This is a genomic window from Ochrobactrum sp. PL_is501, assembly GCF_055816895.1.
On the sequence record NZ_JBVPGR010000038.1, the window covers coordinates 256,756 to 280,209 of the forward strand.

General features: G+C 54.7%; 16 protein-coding genes. 10 read left to right on the top strand and 6 right to left on the bottom strand.

Going from position 1 to position 23,454, the window contains the following annotated elements:
• Nucleotides 1-32 precede the first annotated feature (32 nt).
• Nucleotides 33-5,537: an alpha-2-macroglobulin family protein gene (locus tag AC0TOF_RS18420; protein WP_473769315.1), complete on the bottom strand. Its 5,505-nt coding sequence runs from the start codon at nucleotides 5,535-5,537 to the stop codon at nucleotides 33-35.
• A 1,163-nt stretch (nucleotides 5,538-6,700) separates the two neighbouring features.
• Between AC0TOF_RS18420 and AC0TOF_RS18425 the strand changes: the two genes are divergently transcribed.
• The gene (locus AC0TOF_RS18425) at nucleotides 6,701-9,223 is read left to right on the top strand and encodes an autotransporter family protein (RefSeq protein ID WP_473769316.1); all 2,523 of its coding nucleotides are present in this window, start codon (nucleotides 6,701-6,703) and stop codon (nucleotides 9,221-9,223) included.
• 312 nt (nucleotides 9,224-9,535) lie between these two features.
• On the opposite strand, the gene AC0TOF_RS18430 is transcribed toward AC0TOF_RS18425, so the two are convergent.
• Nucleotides 9,536-9,766, bottom strand: a complete 231-nt coding sequence (locus tag AC0TOF_RS18430; protein WP_473769488.1) for a hypothetical protein — start codon at nucleotides 9,764-9,766, stop codon at nucleotides 9,536-9,538.
• Between AC0TOF_RS18430 and AC0TOF_RS18435 the strand changes: the two genes are divergently transcribed.
• From AC0TOF_RS18435 to AC0TOF_RS18470, 8 genes are all read left to right on the top strand, one after another.
• Nucleotides 9,692-10,417, top strand: coding sequence for a DUF2865 domain-containing protein (locus tag AC0TOF_RS18435; RefSeq protein ID WP_473769482.1), 726 nt, complete (start codon nucleotides 9,692-9,694; stop codon nucleotides 10,415-10,417). The genes AC0TOF_RS18430 and AC0TOF_RS18435 overlap by 75 nt on opposite strands.
• A 180-nt stretch (nucleotides 10,418-10,597) precedes the next feature.
• Nucleotides 10,598-11,788, top strand: coding sequence for a formaldehyde dehydrogenase, glutathione-independent (gene fdhA / locus AC0TOF_RS18440; RefSeq protein ID WP_122002460.1), 1,191 nt, complete (start codon nucleotides 10,598-10,600; stop codon nucleotides 11,786-11,788).
• Nucleotides 11,789-12,081: 293 nt separating this feature from the next.
• Nucleotides 12,082-13,338, top strand: coding sequence for an ABC transporter substrate-binding protein (locus AC0TOF_RS18445; protein WP_473769317.1), 1,257 nt, complete (start codon nucleotides 12,082-12,084; stop codon nucleotides 13,336-13,338).
• Between the two features lie 74 nt (nucleotides 13,339-13,412).
• Nucleotides 13,413-14,321 carry a carbohydrate ABC transporter permease gene (locus tag AC0TOF_RS18450; RefSeq protein WP_473769318.1) on the top strand — a complete coding sequence of 303 codons (909 nt, stop codon included), beginning with the start codon at nucleotides 13,413-13,415 and terminating at the stop codon, nucleotides 14,319-14,321.
• A 23-nt stretch (nucleotides 14,322-14,344) separates the two neighbouring features.
• Entirely contained in the window at nucleotides 14,345-15,280 is a 936-nt protein-coding gene (locus tag AC0TOF_RS18455; RefSeq protein ID WP_473769483.1) for a carbohydrate ABC transporter permease, read from the top strand.
• 4 nt (nucleotides 15,281-15,284) lie between these two features.
• Nucleotides 15,285-16,355 carry an ABC transporter ATP-binding protein gene (locus AC0TOF_RS18460; RefSeq protein ID WP_473769319.1) on the top strand — a complete coding sequence of 357 codons (1,071 nt, stop codon included), beginning with the start codon at nucleotides 15,285-15,287 and terminating at the stop codon, nucleotides 16,353-16,355.
• A gap of 154 nt (nucleotides 16,356-16,509) precedes the next feature.
• Nucleotides 16,510-17,256: a sugar phosphate isomerase/epimerase family protein gene (locus tag AC0TOF_RS18465; RefSeq protein ID WP_473769320.1), complete on the top strand. Its 747-nt coding sequence runs from the start codon at nucleotides 16,510-16,512 to the stop codon at nucleotides 17,254-17,256.
• A 13-nt stretch (nucleotides 17,257-17,269) separates the two neighbouring features.
• Nucleotides 17,270-18,436 carry a Gfo/Idh/MocA family protein gene (locus AC0TOF_RS18470; protein ID WP_473769321.1) on the top strand — a complete coding sequence of 389 codons (1,167 nt, stop codon included), beginning with the start codon at nucleotides 17,270-17,272 and terminating at the stop codon, nucleotides 18,434-18,436.
• A gap of 106 nt (nucleotides 18,437-18,542) precedes the next feature.
• Here AC0TOF_RS18470 and AC0TOF_RS18475 read toward each other — a convergent pair whose 3' ends face one another.
• Nucleotides 18,543-19,577: a LacI family transcriptional regulator gene (locus AC0TOF_RS18475; protein WP_473769322.1), complete on the bottom strand. Its 1,035-nt coding sequence runs from the start codon at nucleotides 19,575-19,577 to the stop codon at nucleotides 18,543-18,545.
• 294 nt (nucleotides 19,578-19,871) lie between these two features.
• On the opposite strand from AC0TOF_RS18475, the gene ehuR reads away from it, so the two are divergent.
• The gene (gene ehuR / locus AC0TOF_RS18480; RefSeq protein WP_473769323.1) at nucleotides 19,872-21,266 is read left to right on the top strand and encodes a MocR-like ectoine utilization transcription factor EhuR; all 1,395 of its coding nucleotides are present in this window, start codon (nucleotides 19,872-19,874) and stop codon (nucleotides 21,264-21,266) included.
• A gap of 53 nt (nucleotides 21,267-21,319) precedes the next feature.
• On the opposite strand, the gene ehuA is transcribed toward ehuR, so the two are convergent.
• Genes ehuA through ehuC form a run of 3 tightly spaced genes read right to left on the bottom strand, consistent with a single transcriptional unit; the run spans nucleotide 21,320 to nucleotide 23,429 of the window.
• Entirely contained in the window at nucleotides 21,320-22,084 is a 765-nt protein-coding gene (ehuA, locus tag AC0TOF_RS18485) for an ectoine/hydroxyectoine ABC transporter ATP-binding protein EhuA (RefSeq protein ID WP_473769324.1), read from the bottom strand.
• The gene (gene ehuD / locus AC0TOF_RS18490) at nucleotides 22,081-22,773 is read right to left on the bottom strand and encodes an ectoine/hydroxyectoine ABC transporter permease subunit EhuD (protein ID WP_473769325.1); all 693 of its coding nucleotides are present in this window, start codon (nucleotides 22,771-22,773) and stop codon (nucleotides 22,081-22,083) included. Before ehuD ends, ehuA begins: the two co-directional genes overlap by 4 nt.
• Nucleotides 22,770-23,429, bottom strand: a complete 660-nt coding sequence (gene ehuC, locus AC0TOF_RS18495; protein WP_473769326.1) for an ectoine/hydroxyectoine ABC transporter permease subunit EhuC — start codon at nucleotides 23,427-23,429, stop codon at nucleotides 22,770-22,772. The genes ehuD and ehuC overlap by 4 nt, the downstream gene beginning before the upstream one ends.
• Nucleotides 23,430-23,454: the final 25 nt, after the last annotated feature.

A 23,454-nucleotide genomic window follows, 5' to 3' on the forward strand; every position in this document is an offset into this window, starting at 1 on the left:
GAAAACCGGTTCCCACTTTTCGGGATCATGGCTTACGGTGCAGCTACCTCCATCATGCCCGTTGCCGTGCGCGCTGCAAATTGCGGACGATACATGTCCTCAACCGTTGCTGCCGGATGGGTGTAAAGACCAGGCGTCACCGCACGCACCACATAAGCCAGCGTGATCGACTTCTTCTCGCCCGCCGAGCGGTCGAAGGCGGCCACGAAACGATCATTGCGGAATTCGAGATGCGCTGCCTGTGTGCTTTCCAGCCATGAGAAGTTGCCAAGATCGGCACTGGAAACAAGGCCCGGATTATCGATTTCGAAGCCCGCCGGCAGCAGATCGGTCACAAGCAGACGCGACTGCCATTCCTGCAGGTCGTCGATTTTCAGGACAACCACGTAGCGCTCATTCTGATTGACGCCGGTCACATTGGCCGGTTCGCCATCGAGCGTATAATAGGTGCGCTCGATGGTGAAACCTTCACCACCCGCAGGCAGCGATTGAGCGGGCGGCGCGACTGCGGATACGACCGCATCAACCGAACCCTGACCCTTATTGGTGACGACCAGCGGCTGTGCTTCAAGGGCTGCACCATTGAGACGCTCGGAGAACGCGCCTTGATGCGCAGTGCCATTGATGTCGAGGCTGATGGCACCATTGTCATCCTGAAGTCCGCGTGCTGCAAGCAGCATCCACGCCTGATCCTGCGTGCTGAGATAACGCGCCTTTTCGCGCTGGAACTCGACCAGTGTAATCAGCGACGGCAGTACTTTCGGCGCAGGCTTGGTTTCGGAGGCAAGAGCCAGCATCGCCGCACCATCTCGCAAGGGCGAACCATAATCGGAGCGATTATAGTCGTAGCTGGACTGGCTGGTTGCAAGCTGGAGCGACGCATCGAACACTCGTTCCGAGCGCGGCTGATCACCATAAAGGGCCAGTGCTGCACCAAGCTGGGCAACCGCCATCGGGCTTGCGAAGTTTCCGAGCTTGGTATCGGCAAAGTAACGCAGATCACCAACCGAAGCTTTCTTGTTGCGTGCCAGAACATAGAGCGCATAGGCAATGTCGTTGCCGCGTTCCTTGACGTCAGTGGTGTAGCCGAGCGCATTTTGCAGATTGCCAAGAGCGGAGAGCATCGCCTGCTGTGGCACGTCATAGCCCTTTTCGCGAGCACGCGTCAGGAAGTCGGTCACATAGGCGTCCATCCAGAGATCACCCGACCCGGGCGACCAGAGGCCAAACGAACCACTCGAAGACTGGTTGTTCAGCACGCGGAAGATTGCGTCCTGCACACGCTTCTTAAGCTCGTCCTGACTTTCCAGACCCGCTGCCGCTTCCGTACCTGCAGCCATTTCGCTCAAATAAAGCAGCGGCAATGCGCGGCTGGTGGTCTGCTCTGTGCAGCCATAAGGATAGCGGTCGAGCGCCATCAACAAGGCTGGCACATCAAATGCCGCACTTCGCGTCACACCAACGCTGACAAAAGCACCATCAAGCAGGCTTTCCGACAGAAGGCCGCCATCGACTTTCAGGCTTCCGCCATTGGCCGAGAGATTGACGATATGGCGGCTCGTGACCGGCAGATCGACCGGGCGTACCGGCAGTGCCAAAGCCTGTTCAACATTGAGGCCTGCATCGTTGGAAAGCCGGATTGTCACACCACCGGCACCCGTGGCCACAGCATTGAGCGGAACGGTGATCGACTGCCGTTTGCCACCGGCAAGCGCAATGCTTTCAGGATAGGAGCCAACTTCGACGCCGAGATTATCGGTGGTCTCAAGGCTCACACGATAATTGCCGTCCGGTGCGTCCGTATTGGCAATATCGAAGCGGATATTGGCCTGATCGCCGGGGGCCATGAAGCGTGGCAGACCAGCGGTGATGACCACAGGATCGCGGATGATGACATCCGTAACCGCGTGACCGACGGCCTTCTTGGTCCATGCAACGGCCATGACACGCGCGGTTCCGTTGAACTGCGGTATGTCGAAATCAATTGTCGCCTTGCCGTCGCTGTCGAGTTCAACCGGACCGGAGAACAGCGCAAGAAGCTTTTCAGTGGGCGGGCTGCCTTCGGCTGCCATATTGCCACCGTCGCCACCTGTGCGCAGCTTGCCGGTGACGCCGAGCGAACCGTCAATCAGGCGACCGTACATATCGCGCATTTCAAGGCCCAGCTGACGCTGGCCGAAGAACCAGTTTTCCGGGTTCGGCGGCTGATAGCGCGTCAGATTGAGAATGCCGACATCGACAGCCGCAACCATGACATAGGCCTGCTCGCCACCTGCATTTTCAACCGAAACCGGGATGGAAAGCGTGGAACGTGGCCCAATCTTCTCAGGCGGGGTCAGCTTGACTGCAAGCTGCTTGTCGGCAGGATCGACCTTCAGCCATTTAAGACCAATCGCACGCGCAGGCATACGGCTTTCAATAGCCTCGCCCGGACGGAACAGCGTTGCCGTAACATAGGCACCCGCGCCCCAATCCTCACCCACCGGAATATCGATGGTCGCGCCACCTTCCGGCACGCTTGCGGTGATTGTCTTGAGCAGCTTTTCCGCACCAATGGTGATGAGCAGCTCACCTGCAAAGCGCGGGGAGATTTTCAGTTCTGCCGTGTCACCTGCCGCATAATGTTCCTTGTCGAGCGCGATTTCGAGCCCGTCCGGTGTTTCGGTCGAGGTTGAGCTTACATACCAGCCCGCATCGAATTCATAGCTTGTGGCCGGACCCGAAGCATCGGCTGTTTCGATTTCCAGACGATAACGACCCCAATCGACCGGCAGGCTGATTTCAGCCTCGCTATCGGTTTTCAGATCGACCTTGCCGTTGGCAATCGCCTTGGTGAAGGTCACCGGTTCGTAGTTCCAGCTATTGCCACTGCGATACCACTGATAATTGCGCTCGATCTTGACCAGCGACCATTGTGCGCCATCAAGCGCCTTGCGGTCGCCCTTGCTGTCAGAGGCGATCAGGCTGAACTTTGCGGTTCCCCCCTGCGGAACTTCATCGCCAGCGAAATCCGGGCGAATGCCGATGAGATCGGTTTCCGGCTGAATGGCAACATCGATCTTACGCTCAACCGCACGACCGCCGGTTTCGCGCATACGAACGGTCACGGCTGCATTTACGAGACGCGTCGTTGACGGCATTTCATCGACTGTAACCGGGAAAGTCGCCTTGCCATTGTCATCTACTTTTGACAGGCCATCGAGCGGCAGGCGCGTAGCTTCGCCCTGTTCTTCATCCGCGAGGCCGAAATAATAGCCCTTGAAACGGTCCCACTGACGCTTGGTGGAAAGCGTGACTTCGCCTTCAAGCGCAAGACCGGCGGCAGGCGCACCATAGAGGAAACGACCGTCCACGGTGATATTGGCGGTTTCGCCCACGGCGATTTCCGGCTTGTCGGATGTCAGATCGAACTCGATCCGGTCCGGCACGAAATCTTCAACCAGGAACATCTGCGTGGCAATCGCCGGCTGCTTGGGATCGGTATAGACCGAAACATTCCAGGTGCCGCGCATAGCGTTCGACGGCAAGGTCAGGTCGATGGCATGACCACCGGCCAGTTTGCTGTCGGAAACAAGACGGCGATCTTCCACGCCATCGGGACGCGTGAAGATGAAGGTGAGCGGCAGATCCTCGATTGCGGTTGCGGTGTCGTCACGCGCAAGCGCGCCCACATGGACGACTTCGCCAGCGCGATAGATACCGCGCTCTGTCCATGCATAAAGATCGAGCGCTTTCGGTACGGCACGGCCCGTCACACCACGATCGGAAAGATCGAAACCAGCGCGTGCCATATCGAGGAATGTGAAATCATCATCATCCCCACTCGCCATCAGCACCGCTGGCACCATGCCGTCCTTGCCGCGTGTCAGTCCCGGCGTGAACGTCGCCCGGCCATCGCTGTCGGTGGTCGCTTCGCCCAGCACTTCATTGTTGCGTGCAAGCAGCGTCAGCTTCACGCCTTCAAGCGGCTCTGCGCTTTCCAGCGACCGGGCAAACACATTGATGCCGTCCTGTCCGGTATAGGTCGACAGGCCGATGTCGGAGACGACAAACCACTGCGTTGCCTTGGTGCCATATTCATCATCGGACTTCTGGACCAGCGGTTCAGCGGTCAGCACGTAGACGCCGGGCTTGCGTTCCGGCAGTGCTTCATCTACCGGGAAACTGGTGGTTGCTTCCTTGTTCAGCTCATTGCCTGCAACCTCAATCTCGCCTTCCCAGACAGGCGCACCCATCTGATCGGAAACCGTGCTGATGTCGTAGCTGTCCAACTGGCGCAGGAACTGATAGCCGGAGAGAAGCTGTGCCAGCGAACGGTCGCCGACGCGGTAGAGCTTGACCTTGGCGGTACTCAGATTGACGCTGACCAGCGGAATGCCGCGACGGGCTTTCGCAGGCAGCACGAAGCTGTCGCCGGTAAAGCGCACCGATGGCGCGCGGTCCTGCACATAGATCGAAAGATTGACCGGAGCGGACAGCACTTCGCCAACAGCCGATGGCAGGCCCTGACGGAACGTCACCGTATAATTGCGGCCATGTTCCAGACCCTCGACGCAAATCTGGCGGTCCTTGGCGTCAACAGCTTTTGGCGCGCCACTGTCGAGTGTAACGAAACTCGAATAATCGACACCGCTTTTCACCAGTTCTTCCGAGAACTGCGCGCAGATGCGCGGCGCGGCATTATCATTATCGACCGTATTATTGACGATGCGGAAGCCTTTGCGGGCCTTCAGGTCTTCATAGGCGTCACGAACGGATGCGGAATTGACGAGGTCAAGGCTCGCTTCATAGGCCTGCAAAGCCGGACGCGATGCATCGCGCTTTTCGAGCGCCTGCGCCATGACGGCAAGCGCTTGCGCGCGCTCATCCTTGGTGCGTGAAGTCTGATACGCAAACCACGAGGCCGAGGTCGCATCGCGCTGGAACTTGGAACGTTCCTGACCATTGGACGGCTCGGTCGCCAGCGCCCAAAGCGCATATCCGGCCCAGATTTCGCTTTCATCCGGCGACATGCCGGCAGCCAGTCGAAATTTTTCCATGGCAGTGCGCGGATCGCCATTGAGCGCTGCCGAGGCCGCTTCGCTCTTCAAGGTGCTTAGCCCCTCGGCGCTATCATTCGAAGTCAGCTCATTTTTCAGGCGCCGAGCTTCATCAACCAGATTGGCGGCGAAGAAGGAAATGGCTGGCGGGGCGCCGATATCCTCGACTTCGCGGGCAGCTGTCGACTGCGTTACAACCTTGCCTGCAATGGAGCCTACGGACTGATTGAGCTTGTTGAAATCGGATTTTAAAAAGCACCACTTGACCTTCGGATTATAAGTGAAGGCAAGGCAGGCATTGTCGCCCAGACAAATGCTTTTGCACTGGTCCAGGGAGACATTTTTCTCCGTGCGCAGGTCGAAGCCGAAATAATCGCTATCTTTGGTAATCTCTATGCGCCGGGTTTCGGCAGCTTGTGTGTTGTGTGGAACAGCCAAAACGGAGGCTGCGACTGCAAAGGCCAATAAAAGCCGGTTGAAACCAATACGCATTTGCATCCCCTCACAACGAACGCTGCCACTTCTAATGTATTAGAAAAGGCGAAAAGAATCCGGCTCATGTGAAGCCTCACCGCGACAAACTGTCAAGGCGAATAGGAATTATCTACAACTAATAGGATAGTTTCAGCGCCCGTTAGAGTAAGAAGCGCCATTAACCTTTCATTAATAAATGGGAGCAAAGCGGCCTTTTGCGTGTTAGAATGGTGTCTGCATAGATGCGGAATGCACATCGCTTCATACCATGGGAGAGGCAGAGATGAGCAACATTCTATTCTGGGCAGCTTTGGTAATTGTGCCCGTGTTTCTTGGGACAGCCTATGCCTATCTGCAATCGATCCGCCACAGGGACGATTTTTAGGCTGTAGTGACGAATTAACTTACGGTTTGGCGCGAGGGTATTTTGTTGCTGAACAGGAGAAACGACCGCCGTGGAGTTAATCTCCACAAGGGAGTTTCGACACATTCAGAAGCAAAATACACCGCGTCCCTTCGGGATATGGCAAAAAAACCTTCATCTTGGCGTCGCAAAACCTCGATGGAGATACACTCCACCTTCGGTTTCGCTCCTAAAGCTGAAGATTTTTTGCTCATACCAAACCACAAGTTAGTTCGTCACTACAGCCTAGGGGCTGAAAATTCTTTTGAATCACTCGTCTGGTTTGGTTGAAGCCAAGTCGGATATTCAGGCTTGCTACAATGTTGTGTTGATCCGAGAGCGGTGGTTCGCTGTTTTTCGATTCGATCAAATTGCTTCTCCGGGCGGCTCAGTACCGCGCGGAAGGTCCGGCTTGATTGCGCTTTTCTGAGATAAGGTTAACGTCTGTACCAGTTTAAAATCCTCGGCTGCCAGCAACCATTATTTGCATCCACTTGGCGCAATCAATCAAAAGGTGTTGGATTCTCACGTATACACCCCCCTTGTTCTAGGGGATTATTGTAAATAGTATAATAAAATCAGATAGTTATGATCCAAAGTATACAAGAATATGCTTTACTCGGAAAGAATGGCTCCGGTGACAGGGCAATCGATGCAATTTCTTGATTATCCTTATTTTTTAAAAGTAGTTTCATTTTCCATCTGATATTTTGCATTGCCTAATGAAGGAAAATACCCTTCTATTGTTGCGATCAATGCATTGCCGGTAATTGAGGGGTTTTCGATGCGTCATCGCAACGTCGGCTTATGCGCACTTCATTGCCTGTCCAGTACGGCGCTGATTTCTCTAGGCGCGGCCTTGTTGTCCGGTACTCCTTCCGCAGCATGCTCGTTATCGCCAACGCTTGGCGACGACACATTCATCTGTGACAGCGGTGCGTCGTCCGGCGGCCTTACCGATCTTAACGGCAACAACACGTTGCTTCTGCCTTCGGGTGGAACGGGCATCATAAACGGGAGTGTTTTGTTTGGCTCCGGCGCGGATCACGTGGAAATCCATTCCGGCTCGATCGTTGGGGATGTCATTCAGGGCGACGGGCCCAACAGTTTTCTTATTACGGGCGGAAATGTTACGGGCGACGTTCATCAGGGAAGCAATATTGACGAATTCCGGATGACGGGTGGCGAGATTCGCTCGCTTTATCAGGGCGACGGCTATGACCGTTTCTACATGACAGGCGGCCATATCATCGATGCTTTCGAAGACGGTGACTATGCTGTCATGACTGATGGCCGGATCGGGCGGGTCAACCTCAAGCTCGACAACAACTATTTCAATATGTCGGGCGGAACAATTGACCATAACCTGGTCGCCGGGCTTGGAAACGATACGATTATTGTTTCAGGCGGCATGATTGGCGGCAATATAAGCATTAGCAGCGGAACCGACAGCGTAACCATGACGGGCGGTACGGTCGCAGGCGACGTTTTGCTCGGCTTTGGTGATGACCAACTTTCTTGGGACGGCGGTGGCATAATCCATGGAAAGATCGACCTCGGCCCCGATAATGATACTGCTGTCCTCGCCAATCTGACGGATGCCAATATAGGTGTGACCAAGCAGCTTACCGGAGGTGAGGGAAGCGATGTCCTTACATTCAATAACGTAAAAACCGGGAAAGTTGCGCGTTTCGATAGCTGGGAGACGATTAACCTTACCAATGACACGGCTCTTGTTTTCGACGATGCGTTCACACTCGGAGACGCCGGAACAGGAACGGGCGCGCTCAACATCGACGCTTCAAGCACAGTGTACGGAGGCGCTGCCAACAGCGGCGTGAACCCATTTGCTTCAGATCAGCTGGTAAGCGTTTTCAATGCCGGACGAATTGATCTGACCAACGGTGCGCCGAGTACCGTCGATACATTTACGATCAAGGGCAATTATGTCGGGCAGAACGGTGTTCTGTCTATTGATACCATTCTCGGGTCCGATAATTCCCCGTCAGATAAACTCGTGATCGATACAGGCACTGCGTCAGGCAGCACCAGTGTTTCAGTCACGAATGTTGGCGGGGCAGGCGCTGCAACGAATGCGGACGGCATTATGGTCGTGCAAGCATTGAATGGCGCCTCCACTAGCCAGAATGCATTCTCGCTGAATGGCCGTGCCGCGGCCGGTGCCTACGAATACTTCCTTTTCAAGGGCGGCGTAACGGCAAACACAAGCGAAAACTGGTATCTGCGGTCCACCTTGGTACCAGGGAGCGGCCCGCCTCCTGTGCCGGGTGACAATCCCGGCGCACCAGAAATACCTCAGCCGGGTGCGACACCGGTTCAGGGCGACGTGGTCCCGCTTTATCGTACGGAAGTTCCCGTTTATTCGGCTTTGCCACCCGTCGCGCATCATCTCGCGCTTTCAACTTTGGGCACCTTTCATGAGCGCCGTGGCGAACAGGAGCTGCTTGAGGCGGATGGATATTTGCCTGCGAGTTGGGCCCGGATTTTCGGGCAGGATATCGACAGTAAATGGCGGGGTACGGTGGCCCCTGGGTTTGATGGAAAGCTCTTTGCTATTCAGGCCGGACAAGATATTCTGGGTCGGGAAACGAGCGGCGGACATTTTGACCGTTTCGGCCTGTTTTTCGGTTATGCACGTGCAAGCGGTGACATTACCGGGCAAGCGCTCGGCTGGCACGATCTCGCTGTCGGCGATCTCAATGTTACGGGTACGAGTTTTGGCGGGTACTGGACTCATATAGGGCCTCGCGGCTGGTATCTGGACACCATACTGATGGGAACCTGGTTTGGCGGAGATGCGAGCTCAAATGAGGGGCAGACCATCGATCTCGACGGGCATGGCATTACCGCTTCGCTTGAAGGAGGATATCCGATCGCCTTGAGCGAAAGCTGGACACTGGAGCCTCAGGCGCAACTGATCTGGCAGCACCTTTCGCTTGACGATCAGGCTGATCGCTATTCTTCGATATCGTTTGATACTGACGATGCTTGGACGGGCCGGATCGGGTTCAGGCTGCAAGGCAAACAGGAAACATCGATCGGAAAGCTGCGGCCCTATTTGAAAGCCAATCTTTGGCAAAATTTCTCGTCGGACCAGACAGTGCGTTTTACCACCGATCCGATTGTAACAGACCTCAAGGGCACTTCGTTGGAATTGGGTGGCGGCATAACCTTGGATATCACCGAAAAGGCTAGCCTGTTTGCGACAGCGGATTATACGACCAATCTCGGTGGCGAGCGCAACCGGATATGGGAAGGCAATCTGGGACTGAATATAAAATGGTAAAAACAATGGCGACCGGAATTGATCGCCGGATTTTAGAGGAGGGAACAACACTAATGGGTAGACGCGCATACGAAAAGCTCGCGAGAATCTGTGCATCCCTGAACACATCCGAGCAGGAGCTGGCTCACTCTCTCGGTATTTCGCGAGTTGCCCTAAAGGCCATTGATCGGACTGACGCGCCTCTATATCTACGTCTGGCGCTAGCCGCTTTGGTATCGGAAATGAATCCGGATGAAGTGCTGAACTCCAAACGCGGCAGTTCGGAAACGGAAAGACCGCTTCACCTCCTGTCGGCAAGATAATCGTTAAAAGTCACAGGTTTTTACAGGTGTCGTTGTGACAAAATCTTTCGCCATGCTGCTCTTTATTGGGTTGTTTTGTTATCCGCAACTGGCTGCCGCATCCTGCGTGCGCGCAGCCGGTGCCGCGGATTTGATGACGCAACGCCAGCTTTCTGCCCTGCGCGCGATGGAACGCAGCCGTGGCTGCAAGGGAGGCGATGAACGCGGAGGGTTCTTCAACCCATGCCGTGATCTTGCCCAACAGATTGCTGAAATCCAGCGGCGGCTCCCATCAAGGTCGCTTTCTTCTCAGTCATGTACGGAACAACCGGCGGCACGGCAGGCGACGAAAGTCAAACTGGATCGACCCAAAACTTCATCGCCTGCCACGAACAGCAAGCCATGGGTTCCGAGTGGCGTGAAGGGCGCCTTGACGTACTGCGTGCGCTTGTCAGACGGCTATCTGTTTCCGGCTCCGCATTCGCAGTTTCAGAAATCCGATAATATTGCAGAAACAATGGCGCAATGCCGTTTCATTTGCCAGGGCGAAAATGTCGATCTCTATATTTTGAGCGATCCGAACGGCGAAACCTCGGAAATGATCTCCGTTTCCAGCGGCAAGCCCTACGTTGAGCTGCCAACGGCCTACAATTATCAAGGCGATCTGGAATTCAAAAGGTGTGACTGGGCTGGTTATGTCAACAAGGTCAGTGAACTGCGAGCAAGCAGCACAGCTGGCCGCGCCTTCAAAAATGTCGTCGTGCCCATGCCTGACAAACGCCCGGCGCGCAATGACGAGCCCGATGTGTCCGCAACGTCGTTTGCTCCCATAAGCGACCGTAATGTGCGCATTGTTGGTCCGGCCTTCATGTTCGACGAAGACGCGGGTCATGTGGAGGCTTCCACGTACTGATCGCCAGCAGGCTATCTTCTGAAGGTCAATTTGAATGAGACGTGTCGCGATTGAGACTGAGCGGTGCGTTTTCTGTCTGTAACCTCCTCCAAGCGGGCATCTTTTAATCCAAGCCCGGAAACTATCGATCATTGCATTGTTTGAAATCTGTCAGTGTTGTTCGACCTGGAGGAGGTAGACATGAGCAGGAACCGTGGCGTCGTTTATTTGCGACCCGGCGCAGTCGAAGTTCGCGATATTGAAGATCCAGCATTGGCGGCACCGGACGGGCGAAAACTGGAACACGCCGTCATACTGAAGGTAATTTCCACCAATATTTGTGGTTCCGATCAGCATATGGTTCGCGGGCGCACCACTGCCATGCCGGGTCTCGTACTCGGCCATGAAATTACCGGTGAAATCATCGAAAAGGGCAGCGATGTCGAAATGCTCGACGTCGGCGACATCGTTTCGGTGCCGTTCAACGTCGCTTGCGGACGTTGCCGCTGCTGCAAGTCACAGGACACAGGCGTTTGCCTGACGGTCAATCCGTCGCGCGCAGGCGGTGCATATGGATATGTCGATATGGGTGGCTGGATCGGCGGGCAGGCCCGCTATGTCATGGTTCCCTATGCGGATTTCAATTTGCTGAAATTTCCTGATCGCGAACAGGCAATGGAGAAAATCCGCGACCTGACCATGCTTTCCGACATTTTGCCGACCGGCTTTCACGGTGCGGTCAAGGCTGGCGTCGGTGTTGGCTCGGTTGTGTATGTCGCGGGAGCAGGGCCGGTGGGGCTGGCCGCTGCCGCATCTGCGCGCATCCTCGGTGCGGCAGTTGTCATGATCGGTGATTTCAATAAGGAGCGCCTCGATCATGCGCGCAAGGTAGGCTTTGAACCCATTGATCTTTCGGCCAGTGATCGGCTCGGCGACATGATTGCAGAGGTCACAGGCAGCAACGAAGTCGACAGCGCCATCGATGCGGTCGGATTTGAGGCGCGCGGTCACAGCGGCGGCGAGCAACCGGCAATCGTATTGAACCAGATGATGGAGATAACGCGCCCTGCCGGGGCGATCGGTATTCCCGGCCTATACGTCACGGAAGATCCGGGCGCGGTTGATAAAGCGGCCAAACATGGAAGCCTGTCACTTCGCTTCGGGCTGGGCTGGGCGAAAGCGCAATCGTTCCATACCGGCCAGACGCCGGTCCTGAAATATAATCGCCAATTGATGCAGGCTATCCTCCATGGACGTCTGAATATTGCGGAAATCGTCAACGCGCAGGTCATCTCGCTTGAGGATGCACCAAAGGGCTATGAGAGTTTTGATCATGGCGCAGCGAAGAAATTCGTTCTCGATCCGCACGGGCTTGTGAGCAAGGCTGCCTGATTCAAGTCCGTACCGAAATATATGAAAGGGTGTCTCAACAGACGCCCTTTCTATTGGCTTGGAATCTGTAACGTTTCAGTTTATCCTCTCATATACGACTTGGTAAATTTCGTCAGAAATTTAGGCAGAGAATTCTTTTCTCCATAAAGAAAGTACTGGCTAAAAAAGCTACGTATATTCAACATATTAAATATGGGGCCAGATAGAAACCGGGGAGAACGAAATAGGGGCTTGCAAGTAAGGATGTTTAGAATACCATTACCTGTAACGTTTCAGATTTGGGAGGATATGGAATGCGGAATGGAATATCCAAGGTTCTCATTGCATCTACTTGCCTGGCTATGACGACGTTAACGGCGGCGGGTCCAGCCTCAGCGGCCAATCTGGAAGTTACGCATTGGTGGACGTCTGGCGGGGAAGCTGCAGCTGTCAAGATTTTGGCTGAAAAGTTCGATGCGCTTGGCGGTGACAAATGGGTTGATGGCGCCATTGCCGGTAGCGGCGCCACCGCGCGCCCCATTATCATCAGCCGTATTCTCGGCGGTAATCCCATGGGGGCGACCCAACTCAATCACGGACGGCAAGCCGAGGAGTTGATCCGGGGCGGCTTGATGACGGACCTGACCGATCTTGCAGAGAAGGAGGGGTGGGCTGACTTTATTCGTCCGAAAAGTCTTCTTGAATCCTGTACTTTTGAAGGACGCCTCTATTGTGTGCCGGTGAACATTCATTCCACCGAATGGTTGTGGGTCAATCCGAAAGTGTTCCGCGATGCCGGAATTGAGCCCCCGAAAAACTGGAATGAGCTCATTAATGCAGCTCCAAAGTTGAGGGAAAAGAACATCGTGCCGCTGGCAACCGGGGATGGCTGGCAGGTGAACGGCTTATTGACCATTCTGACAATCGCGGTTGGGGGTAAAGATCTCCATTTGAAGGTCAATAGGGACAAGGACGCCGAAGCAGCGCGCGGTCCGGAAATGAGAAAGGTCTTCGAAGCTTTCGCCAAGGCGCGCTCGCTGGCCGACCCTGGCTATGTCGGTCGTTCATGGAATGAGGCAACCAATATGGTGCTGACTGGACGCGCTGGTGCTCAGATCATGGGTGATTGGGCGCAGAGCGAGTTCGGCATGGCCGGTAAGGTTGCTGGCAAGGATTATAACTGTCTGCCTGGTCTTGGTCTCCGGACGAATTTGAGTACTGGCGGCGATGCAATCTATTTTCCGAAGAACAAGGACCCGGAAGTTACGAAAGCGCAGATGAAGCTGGCCAGCATGCTTGTCTCCAAGGACACGCAGGTTGCCTTCAATCTTGCCAAAGGTTCTCTGCCGATCCGTGGCGATGTCGATCTGAAGGCAGCCTCGCCTTGCATGCGTGCAGGCATCGAGATCTTGAAGAACCCGGACAATATCGTTCCGTCCGGTGAGCAGTTGCGCGCACCGGATACTCAGGGACAGATCGAAAGTCTGGCAGTCGAGTTTTTCTCCAATCCCGACATGACAGTGGACGAAATTCAGGAACGCTTTGCGGAGATCATTGAGCAGGCACAGTAGTGACACTCAAGTTCCGAGCGGTCGATGAGAACTGCGCGCGGGACTTCCCGAAAATTGGGATTGGAAGGATAGCAATGGCAGTCATGGAAGAGGGCAAACGTCGAAGGCCCCCCGGCATATTCCGAAATCTGAACGCGAAGCTTGCGGCACTTCCGATGATCGCGGTGGTTCTCGTGGTCTTTATCGGCTGTACGCTCTGGACAGTCCTTTATTCGTTCACATCTTCAAAGTCGCTGCCGACATGGAACTTTGTGGGCTTTGACCAGTACATACGGCTGTTTTCTGCAACCCGCTGGCATGTATCCATCAGTAACCTTGCGATTTATGGTGTCTTATGCATGAGCTTTGCGCTCATGACCGGGTTTGTTCTCGCGGCATTGATGGACCAGAAAATCCGCTTCGAAAACACGTTTAGCACGATCTTTCTATATCCTTATGCCCTTTCGTTTATCGTGACGGGTCTTGTCTGGCAGTGGATATTCAATCCGCAACTCGGGCTGGAGCAAGTAATTCGCGATATCGGATTCGAAAATTTCCATATGGCGATCCTGTCGAGCCGCACCTCCGTCATTTATGCGATTGTCATTGCCGGGCTTTGGCAGATGACAGGGCTCGTTATGGTTCTGATGTTGGCGGGACTGCGTAGTGTCGATGAGGAAATCTGGAAGGCCGCGCGGGTAGACGGCATCCCGAAATGGAAAACCTATCTGTTCATCATCCTGCCGATGATGCGTCCCGTTCTTGTGACGACCGTGGTGCTGATCGCGACAGGCATCGTCAAACTCTATGACCTGGTTGTCGCCATGACCAATGGCGGTCCCGGCATCGCATCGGAAGTACCGGCAAAATATGTCTACGACTTCATGTTCGGCTGGGCCAATCTGGGGCAGGGACTTGCCGCTTCCACAGTCATGCTGACTACCGTTTTGATCATCCTCGTTCCGTGGACGATGCTTGGGTTTAGCCGAAGGAAAGCAAGATGACGGAAGCTGTTGTGAACGGGAAAATGCCGAACGAAACCGAGGCTTTAGCCACCCAACCATATTTGACGCGAAAACAGGCATCACAGCCTTGGGGTCGCAAGCCGAAACGGCGCTTCGCGCCTGCCACCATCATGCTTTACAGCATTCTGTTTGTTTCTGCTGTCTACTACCTGCTGCCGCTTTATGTGATGGTTATCACATCCCTGAAGGGCATGCCTGAAATCCGGCTAGGCAACGTCTTTGCGCCACCGGTCGAAATAACATTCGAACCATGGGTCAAGGCCTGGAGCCAGGCATGCACCGGCCTTTATTGCGAAGGGCTCAGCGCAGGTTTCTGGAATTCGGTAAAGATCACTGTTCCAAGTGTGATCGTTTCCATTGCGATAGCATCGGTCAATGGCTATGCGCTGGCAAACTGGAAGTTCAAGGGGTCGGAAATCTTCTTCGCGGTCCTGCTGTTCGGCGCCTTCATTCCGTATCAGGTCATGCTCTACCCGCTCGTTATCATCACACGTGAGCTGGGAATTTTCGGCACTCTGACCGGAGTTGTCTTTATTCATACCATATTCGGCATGCCCATCCTGACGCTGCTATTCCGCAATTATTTTGCCGGTTTGCCGCCGGAATTATTCAAGGCGGCTCGCGTGGACGGTGCCGGCTTCTGGCGAATTTTCTTTCAAATCATGCTGCCGATGTCGCTGCCGATTTTCGTTGTCGCGATCATTCTGCAGGTAACCGGTATCTGGAACGACTTTCTGTTCGGCGTGGTCTTTGCCGGAACGCAGAATTTTCCGATGACCGTGCAGCTGAATAACATCGTCAATTCCATGCAAGGCGTGAAGGAATATAACGTCAATATGGCCGCAACTATTCTGACCGGTGCCGTGCCATTGCTCGTTTACTTCCTCTCCGGCCGTTATTTTGTTCGCGGTATCGCCGCGGGCGCAGTGAAGGGATGAGTTCATGAATTCAAGCGTTTCCATCCAGGACCTGTCACTCGCCTTCGGCTCGGTCAATGTGCTGCAAAATCTCAATCTGGAAATCGGGGAGGGTGAGTTTCTCGTGCTTCTCGGACCTTCCGGCTGCGGAAAATCCACGCTGCTCAATTGTGTGGCGGGGCTTCTCGATATTTCCGAAGGCAGCATCTTCATCAAGGGGCGCAATGTTACCTGGGATGAACCAAAGGATCGCGGCGTCGGCATGGTGTTTCAATCATACGCGCTCTACCCGCAGATGACTGTCGAAAAGAACCTTTCTTTCGGGTTGCGCGTCGCCGGTCTGCCAAAAGGTGAGATCGACAAACGCATCAAGCGTGCTGCCGAAATTCTCCAGATCGAATCCCTGCTGCAACGCAAACCTTCGGCATTGTCTGGCGGTCAGCGTCAGCGTGTTGCAATCGGCCGTGCATTGGTGCGCGATGTGGATGTGTTTCTGTTCGATGAGCCGCTTTCCAATCTTGATGCAAAACTGCGTTCGGAGCTGCGGGTCGAGATCAAACGCCTTCATCAAAAGCTCGGTAACACAATGATCTACGTTACCCACGACCAGATTGAAGCGCTGACGCTGGCGGATCGCATTGCCGTGATGAAAGGTGGCGTGGTCCAGCAACTGGCCGACCCGATAACAATCTACAACCGCCCGAAGAACCGGTTTGTCGCAGGGTTTCTGGGTTCGCCATCGATGAATTTCTTCTCCGGTGAAATTGCCGCCACAGAGGGAAAGCCGGCATTCCACATCGGGCCGACGGTCGTAGGGCTGGAGGGGTATGACGGCGCACCAAAGCAGGGACAGAAGGCCACGCTCGGCATTCGTCCGGAGCATGTCAGGCTTAACGCGGAGGACGGCTTTGAAGCCATCGTTGATCTGGATGAGCCTATGGGCGCCGACAGTTTGGTTTGGCTTCGCCTGAACGGGCACCCGCTATCCGCGAGAGTGGAGGGCGGTAAACGCTACCGGGCGGGCGAGAAGGTCAGGATCGACTTTAAACCCGATGCCCTGTCGCTTTTCGATGCCCAAACAGAGGAGAGACTCTAGATGAACAGCGAAAAACGCGTCCCATAAGGGCCGTCGACCAGAGACGAAACAATTGGCTTTCAGTTGCCGGTCCGAAGGCAGTTTCGGACCGCCGGGATAATTTGTCTGGAAAAAAGCCCGACACAATTCGGGATAGATTTCAAGGATGAGGACAATGAACGGATATTCCTACCAACTTTACAGCTCCCGCAATTTCCAGCCGCTGGAGCGTACACTGACGATGTTGCGTGACCTCGGCTACCGCCGGGTAGAAGGATATGGAGCGATTTATGGCGATCCCGTTCAATTAAAGAAGGAACTCGACGAACTTGGGCTTGCCATGCCTACCGGCCACTTTGGTCTGGATATGCTGGAAAATGAAGTGGCCCGCGTTTTGGAGATTGCCAAGATCGCCGATATGAAGGCGATCTTCTGTCCTTATCTCGATGCAGATCGCCGCCCGGATAGCGTAGCTGGCTGGCAGGAGTTCGGCAGACGTGTGGCGGCAGCTGGCGAGCCTTATCGCAATGAAGGTTATGCGTTTGGCTGGCACAACCACGATTTTGAATTCGAGCCTTTGGCCGACGGTTCCGTGCCGCAAGAACACATTCTCAATGCTTCACCTGATCTGGCCTGGGAGGCTGATATTGCGTGGATCGCCAAAGCCGGTGCCGATCCGTTTGAATGGATCGAGCGTTATGGAGACCGGATACTTGCAGTTCATGTGAAGGACATCGCGGTGAATGGTGAAAAAGCCGACGAAGACGGTTGGGAAGATGTTGGTCACGGGACCGTCGACTGGGCTGCCCTGTTCACGGCTTTGCGCAAGACGCCCGCCCGCTATTTCATCATGGAACACGACAATCCGTCGGACGATAGACGATTTGCGAGGCGTTCCATCGAAACCGTAAGAAACTTCTAGGTTGGAGAACGAGATGACCGGGAGGCTTGGTGTCGGGATTATCGGTTGCGGCAATATATCTGCCGCATATTTGCGGCTGTCACCGATGTTTCGAAACATCGAAGTAAGGGCTTGCGCAGATATCAATCTGGCGGCAGCAAATGCGCGCGCAGACGAGTTCGGTGTAAAGGTGCAGACCATCGAAGAACTGCTTCAGAATGATGATATCGATATCGTCGTCAACTTGACAATTCCAGATGCCCACTATGCCGTGACCAAGCAGATACTGGCAGCAGGCAAGCATGCCTATTCGGAAAAGCCTCTGGTTCTTTCGATGGAGCAGGGGCTGGAACTGAAGGCGCTTGCCGATGGTCGTGGTCTCAAGGTCGGATGCGCTCCAGATACGTTTCTCGGCGGCGCACACCAGCTGGCGCGGCGCGAAATCGATAGCGGGCATGTCGGTCGCATCACTTCGGGTACATGCCATGTCATGAGCCACGGGATGGAGCATTGGCATCCAAACCCGGACTTTTTCTTCAAGCACGGCGGCGGTCCCATACTCGATCTCGGCCCTTATTATATTGCCAATCTCGTCAATCTTATCGGGCCTGTGAAGCGGGTCGCAGCATTGACTTCCATGGCGACACCGACGCGGACGATCAGTTCCGAGCCGCGCAGAGGCGAAACCATTCCTGTGGAGACGCCAACGACAATCCACGCACTGCTCGAATTCGAGCAAGGTGCAACAATAACGCTTTCAGCGAGTTGGGATGTATGGGCGCACCGCCATGCGAACATGGAACTATACGGCACCGAAGGATCGCTCTATCTGCCGGACCCGAATTTTTTCGGCGGGGAAGTCCAGATAGCGAAGCCGGGTGAACAAGCCGTACCAGTCGAAGACTGGGAACATCCCTTTGGAATCGCCAATGAGCAGCACTTGCAAGGAATGATGGCGAACTATCGGGCGGCGGGACTGGCGGATATGGCAGCCGCCATTTTGGATGGCCGCGACATGCGTTGTTCTTTGGAACGTGCACTGCATGGGGTCGAGGTCATGTTGGCGATTCTCAAATCAGGCGAAGAAAAGCGTTTCGTCGACATTGAAACCCGCTGCACGCGCCCGGAAGCTCTCGATATAGCTGCCGCAGAGGCCTTGCTTAGAGCATTTCCTGCAAAAGTGCGAAGCGGTTTCGCGTAGGATAATACGTAAAAACAATGAGATAGGGCATGTTTACTTGCATCGCTCCTCCCGAGCGATTGGAGGCTGTCTCAATCCTGCGGGATTGGGGTGGCCTCCACCCATTTTATCCTATTGTCTGTAGGGACTTGATGTCTTTGCCGTTGATCCGGCCCAGGATGGCTTTACCAAGTTGTTGTCCGGCGAGTTTGAAACTTTCCTCAACGACAATCAGCCCCGGGCGAAACCAGTGCAAAATTTCGGTCGACTGTTTGGCGGCTACATCGACTTCATTGCCAATGTTCATTCCGGCATCTTCGATACCCGCAACGAGTGCCAAGGCAGCAGCACTGCTCGAGCAGATGATTCCGTCGGGACGATCAGCCCTTTTCATCAGTTGAGCAATGTGTAGCCGCAAATCCTCAAGCGGCGTATCGAGATCGACCCCTTCAAGGGGGGATCCACTGCAATGAAAGGTGCGCAGCCCCTCGTAAAATCCACCGACCATATGCCGGTAATAGGTGAGGTGGGCTGGCGGTGTCAGCAGGGCAAGCCGTTTTCGTCCAAGCGCCGTCAGTTTGCCGACCATCTCCAGTGCAAAAGTGAAATTATCAAAGTCGTGATATGGATGCTCAATGCCCGTATCGGTGCGGCCGTGGGTGGCGAACGGAAAATCATGTTGGGTCAGATAATGGACGCGTTGGTCGTCCGGTTCTGTGCGTGAAAATATAATTCCGTCGGCTGAGCCTGTCTCGACGATATAGCGGATAGGTTCAATCGGCGCCCGTGAATGAAAATAGGGCGTCAGAATGAGATGGTACTGCGTTTCGGCAAGTACATCCGCAACGCCATGAATGACCTGGCTGGTGAACCCCATGATTTCATCTTGCGTATTAAGAACCAGCGCAATGACATTTGTTTTGCCGGTTCGCAGGCGTACACCAGCACGATTGGGGCGATAGCCGATCTGCCTCGCGATCAATTGCACACGTTTGCGGGTTTCGGGACCAATTTCAGGCGCGTCCTTCAAGGCGCGTGAAACCGTGGTTACACCCAGACCAGTCATGAATGCGATTGTCTTCAGCGTGGGACGTTCATTTTCGAGGAACGATTTGGCTGGATTTTGCGGCTTGGAAACCGTCGGGCTCCGTTTTTCATTCATGCGCATTTCGTCCGGCGGCGAGGAACGACGTATATAGGCGAACGATAGAAATCGCTTTATCTATCAATAGCTTGTTTTGATGGGCTTGTCATCTTCTATGAAACAATATTGCTGACTTCCGATATTAATCCGGACCGGATATTGCGCGCGCAATTTCATGTTTTCGATGGCCAGGACAGTGACTTTCACTAGCGGGAGGGCTTCTCCATATGTGCTGTTTTAACTGGAATGTCATGGTATTAATTCAGTATAATAAGACAATTTTCGATATGTCATGATGGAGTCGGTAGACGCATGTGGGAACCTATTTTGGAAATGCGCAAGGGCGTCACCAAGCACCGACTTCTGACCGAAAAAATAGTCGATGATATTGAAAAGGGCATTCTTCACCCCTCCATGCGTATGCCGACCCATCGGGATTTGGCTCACAAGCTCGGACTTTCGGTGCAGACGGTCAGCATCAGTTACAAGGAAGCCGAACGACGTGGTTATTTGCGTGGCGAGGTTGGTCGGGGAACCTATGTCTGCAACCGGGTGACGGAGCGAGCGGACCGGTTCATGCTGGATCGCGATCCTAGCGGAACAGCGGATCTATCGATTATTCGGGCGGTTTATACAGAAGCGCATGAGAATGCTTCGCGTCGCCTGCTCGAAGAAATGAGCCATTCCGACAATGCGAGTTTCATGCGTCCTTGCCGTCCGATAGCGGGATTGGATAGGCATCGCGCTATCGCACGCGATTGGCTGCGCGATCTGTCGGTGGATGTAGATCCGGGCCGGATCATCATCACCAATGGTGCTGCGCATGGGCTGTTTCTCGCGGTTGCTGCTGTCGTTCAGCCGGGGGAGGTCGTGCTTACGGAAAGCCTGACCGACCATGGCATCATAGGTCTTGCCAATGTGCTCGGATTTACTCTGCGTGGGCTTCCGATTGATGAACAGGGCATTCTACCCGATGCTTTTGAAACCGCCTGCAAGGCTGGTGACGTCCGTGCGCTTGTGATGATCCCGACACTGGGCAATCCGACCAGCCATCTGATGGGGGCAGGGCGTCGCATCGCCATCGCAGAAATCGCGCGGCGCTACGATGTCTGTGTTATCGAGGATGAGGTTTATAAACCCATTCTTGAAGATAAATTGCCCTCGATGCCGGAGCTGCTGCCCGACCTTGGCTTCTTTGTTACAAGTTTCACCAAGACGGTGATGACCGGCTTGCGTACGGGCTATCTCGTTGTTCCGACGCAATATTCCATCCGGGTTACATCCATTCTGCGCGTTACAAGCTGGAGCGGCGTTAATCTCATGGGTGAGATGGCGAGCCGCTGGATCGAGGATGGCACGGCGGCGGAATTGATTAAAATCCAGCGCAGCGAACTGCGATCCCGGCAGGCGCAAGTAACCGAAATCCTGGGTTCGAACGTGGCTGGCAGCAATCCGTTATCGCTCTGCGCCTGGCTGAAAATACCGCGCAACTGGTCTGAGGATGGGCTGGTGCGCGCGCTTGCCAGCAAAGGTGTTGCGGTCACGCCATCGGACCCATTTGTGGCCGGTGCCGACCGTGGGAGCGGGGGTATTCGCATCTGCCTTGGGGGAAGGCTTTCTCGGTCGGCTTTGCAGACGGCACTTGAGACCATCCGCGAGACTTTTGCGCAATTGCCGCCTGTTTACGATGTGGGATCGATCGCCTAGTTCAGCAGAAAAACACACCAACGCCGAACCGTAAGTTAATTCGTCACTACAGCCTAGAGCACTGATTGCAGGAACTCTTTGGTCCGCGCCTCGCTTGGGGCCTGAAATATCTGTTCCGGCGTACCTTGTTCGCAGATGCGTCCCTTATCGAAAAAGCAAACGCGGTCGGATACTTCCCGGGCAAATCGCATTTCATGCGTGACAAGGAGCATGGTCAGATCGTGCTCCTGTGCCAGACTGCGAATGACGGAAAGCACTTCTCCAACGAGCTGCGGATCAAGCGCGGAGGTGGGTTCGTCAAACAGGAGTACGCGCGGGCGCATGGCAAGCGAACGGGCGATGGCGACACGTTGCTGCTGGCCGCCTGATAGCTGCGAAGGATAATGGTCCTTCTTGTCGGTCAATCCCACGAGAGAGAGCAGGTCGAGTGCGCGGGCTTCCGCTTTGGCGCGCTTCATGCCCAGAACGTGAACCGGTGCCTCGATGATGTTGCGCAGCACCGACATGTGCGGAAACAGGTTGAAGCTCTGGAACACCATGCCGACATGCGACCTGATCTTGCGCAGATGGGCTTCGCTGGCCTGAAAGTGACCTTTACCGTTCGGCTCGTGATAAGGCATGTCTGCAAGCTCAAGCGTGCCCTCCTGAAACGGCTCGAGCGTCATGAGGATACGAAGAACCGTCGATTTTCCCGAGCCCGAGGGGCCGATAAGGGTGACTTTTTCGCCTGTTCTGACGGAAAAATTGAAGCGATCCAGTACGGTCAGCGCTCCGAAGCGCTTGGTTACGTCCTGAAAGCGGATAATTTCCTGGGTCATTTGAGAGCGATCCCGCTTTTTGGAAGTGTACGTTCGAGCAGGCGTATGAGTGCCGAGCAGATCAAGGTCAGGGCGAGGAAAATCAGGCCCACCATCGACAGAGGCACCAGATATTCAAAGGTGCGGTCGCCAATCAGATTGGCAAGGTTCAGCATGTCGACAATGCTGACCACCGACAGCACAGGCGTCTCTTTCAGCATGGAGACGAGATAATTGCCCATGGCCGGGATGATCCGGGGTATGGCTTGCGGAATGACGATATCGCGATAGGTGCGCCAGGGCATGAGATTCAGCGCGCGTGCTGCTTCCCATTGTCCACGCGGGATGGCTTCGATGCCGCCACGATAAACTTCCGACGTATAGGCTGAATATTGAAGACCAAGGGCCAGGGCGCCAGTCAGAAAGGCAGGCAGCACGATGCCGTAAACCGGTAGCACGTAATACAGGAAAAACAGCTGTACCAGCAGCGGAGTATCACGCAGGAATTCCACTACAACTGCCGTTGGCCAGGAGATCATCTTGTATGGGCTGCGGCGCAGAAGCGCAAAAACGAGGCCGAGTACCAGCGCGATTGCAAACCCGGTGGCGGCGGCTTTCAGGGTTACAGTAAGACCAATCGCCAGAATTGGCAGAATGGAAATCGCGAAGGAGAGTGTGGATGAGGTGTCCCAGGCGTAACCGTAGATCATGCGAAACCTCCAGCCATGGTCTGGCGTCTCAGACGCCGCTCCAGCCAGCGAATGGCCGCTGCCAGTAAGAGCGCCATTGCGAAATAGCCGAGCAGGGTCAGTGAGTAGATTGTCACGCTGTCCAATGTCAGGTTTCGCAGGCGTTGCGCTTGGAAGGTCAGGTCGCTGATCGCAATGAGCGAAGCAAGGGCGGTGTCCTTGAGATTATGGATGGCAAGATTGCCGAAGGCCGGCATCATTTCGACCACCGCTTGCGGAAGGATGACATGAAACAAGGTATGGCCCCTGCTGAAATTGAGCGCTCGGGCGGCTTCATGTTGCGCTTCCGGCACCGCCTGTAACGCACCGCGAACCACTTCTGCGCCGTAGGCACCGATATTGAGTCCAAGGCCCATGATGCCGGTTGTAATCGGATCAAAGGAAATGCCGATCAGTGGCAAGGCGTAGTAGAGCCAGAAAAGCTGCACGAGCAGCGACGTGCCGCGGAATATCTCGATATAGATCACCGCAATCGCGGAAAGGATCGGCCCACCCGCGAACCGGGCAATTCCGGCGGAAAATGCCAGTACTGTGCCGATAGCCATTGAACTGAGGGCAAGAATGGCTGTGATTTGCGCTCCCTTGAAAAGGGCGGGAAGATATTCCGTCCAATGCATATGATCGTCTCCCGGTTGAGATGAG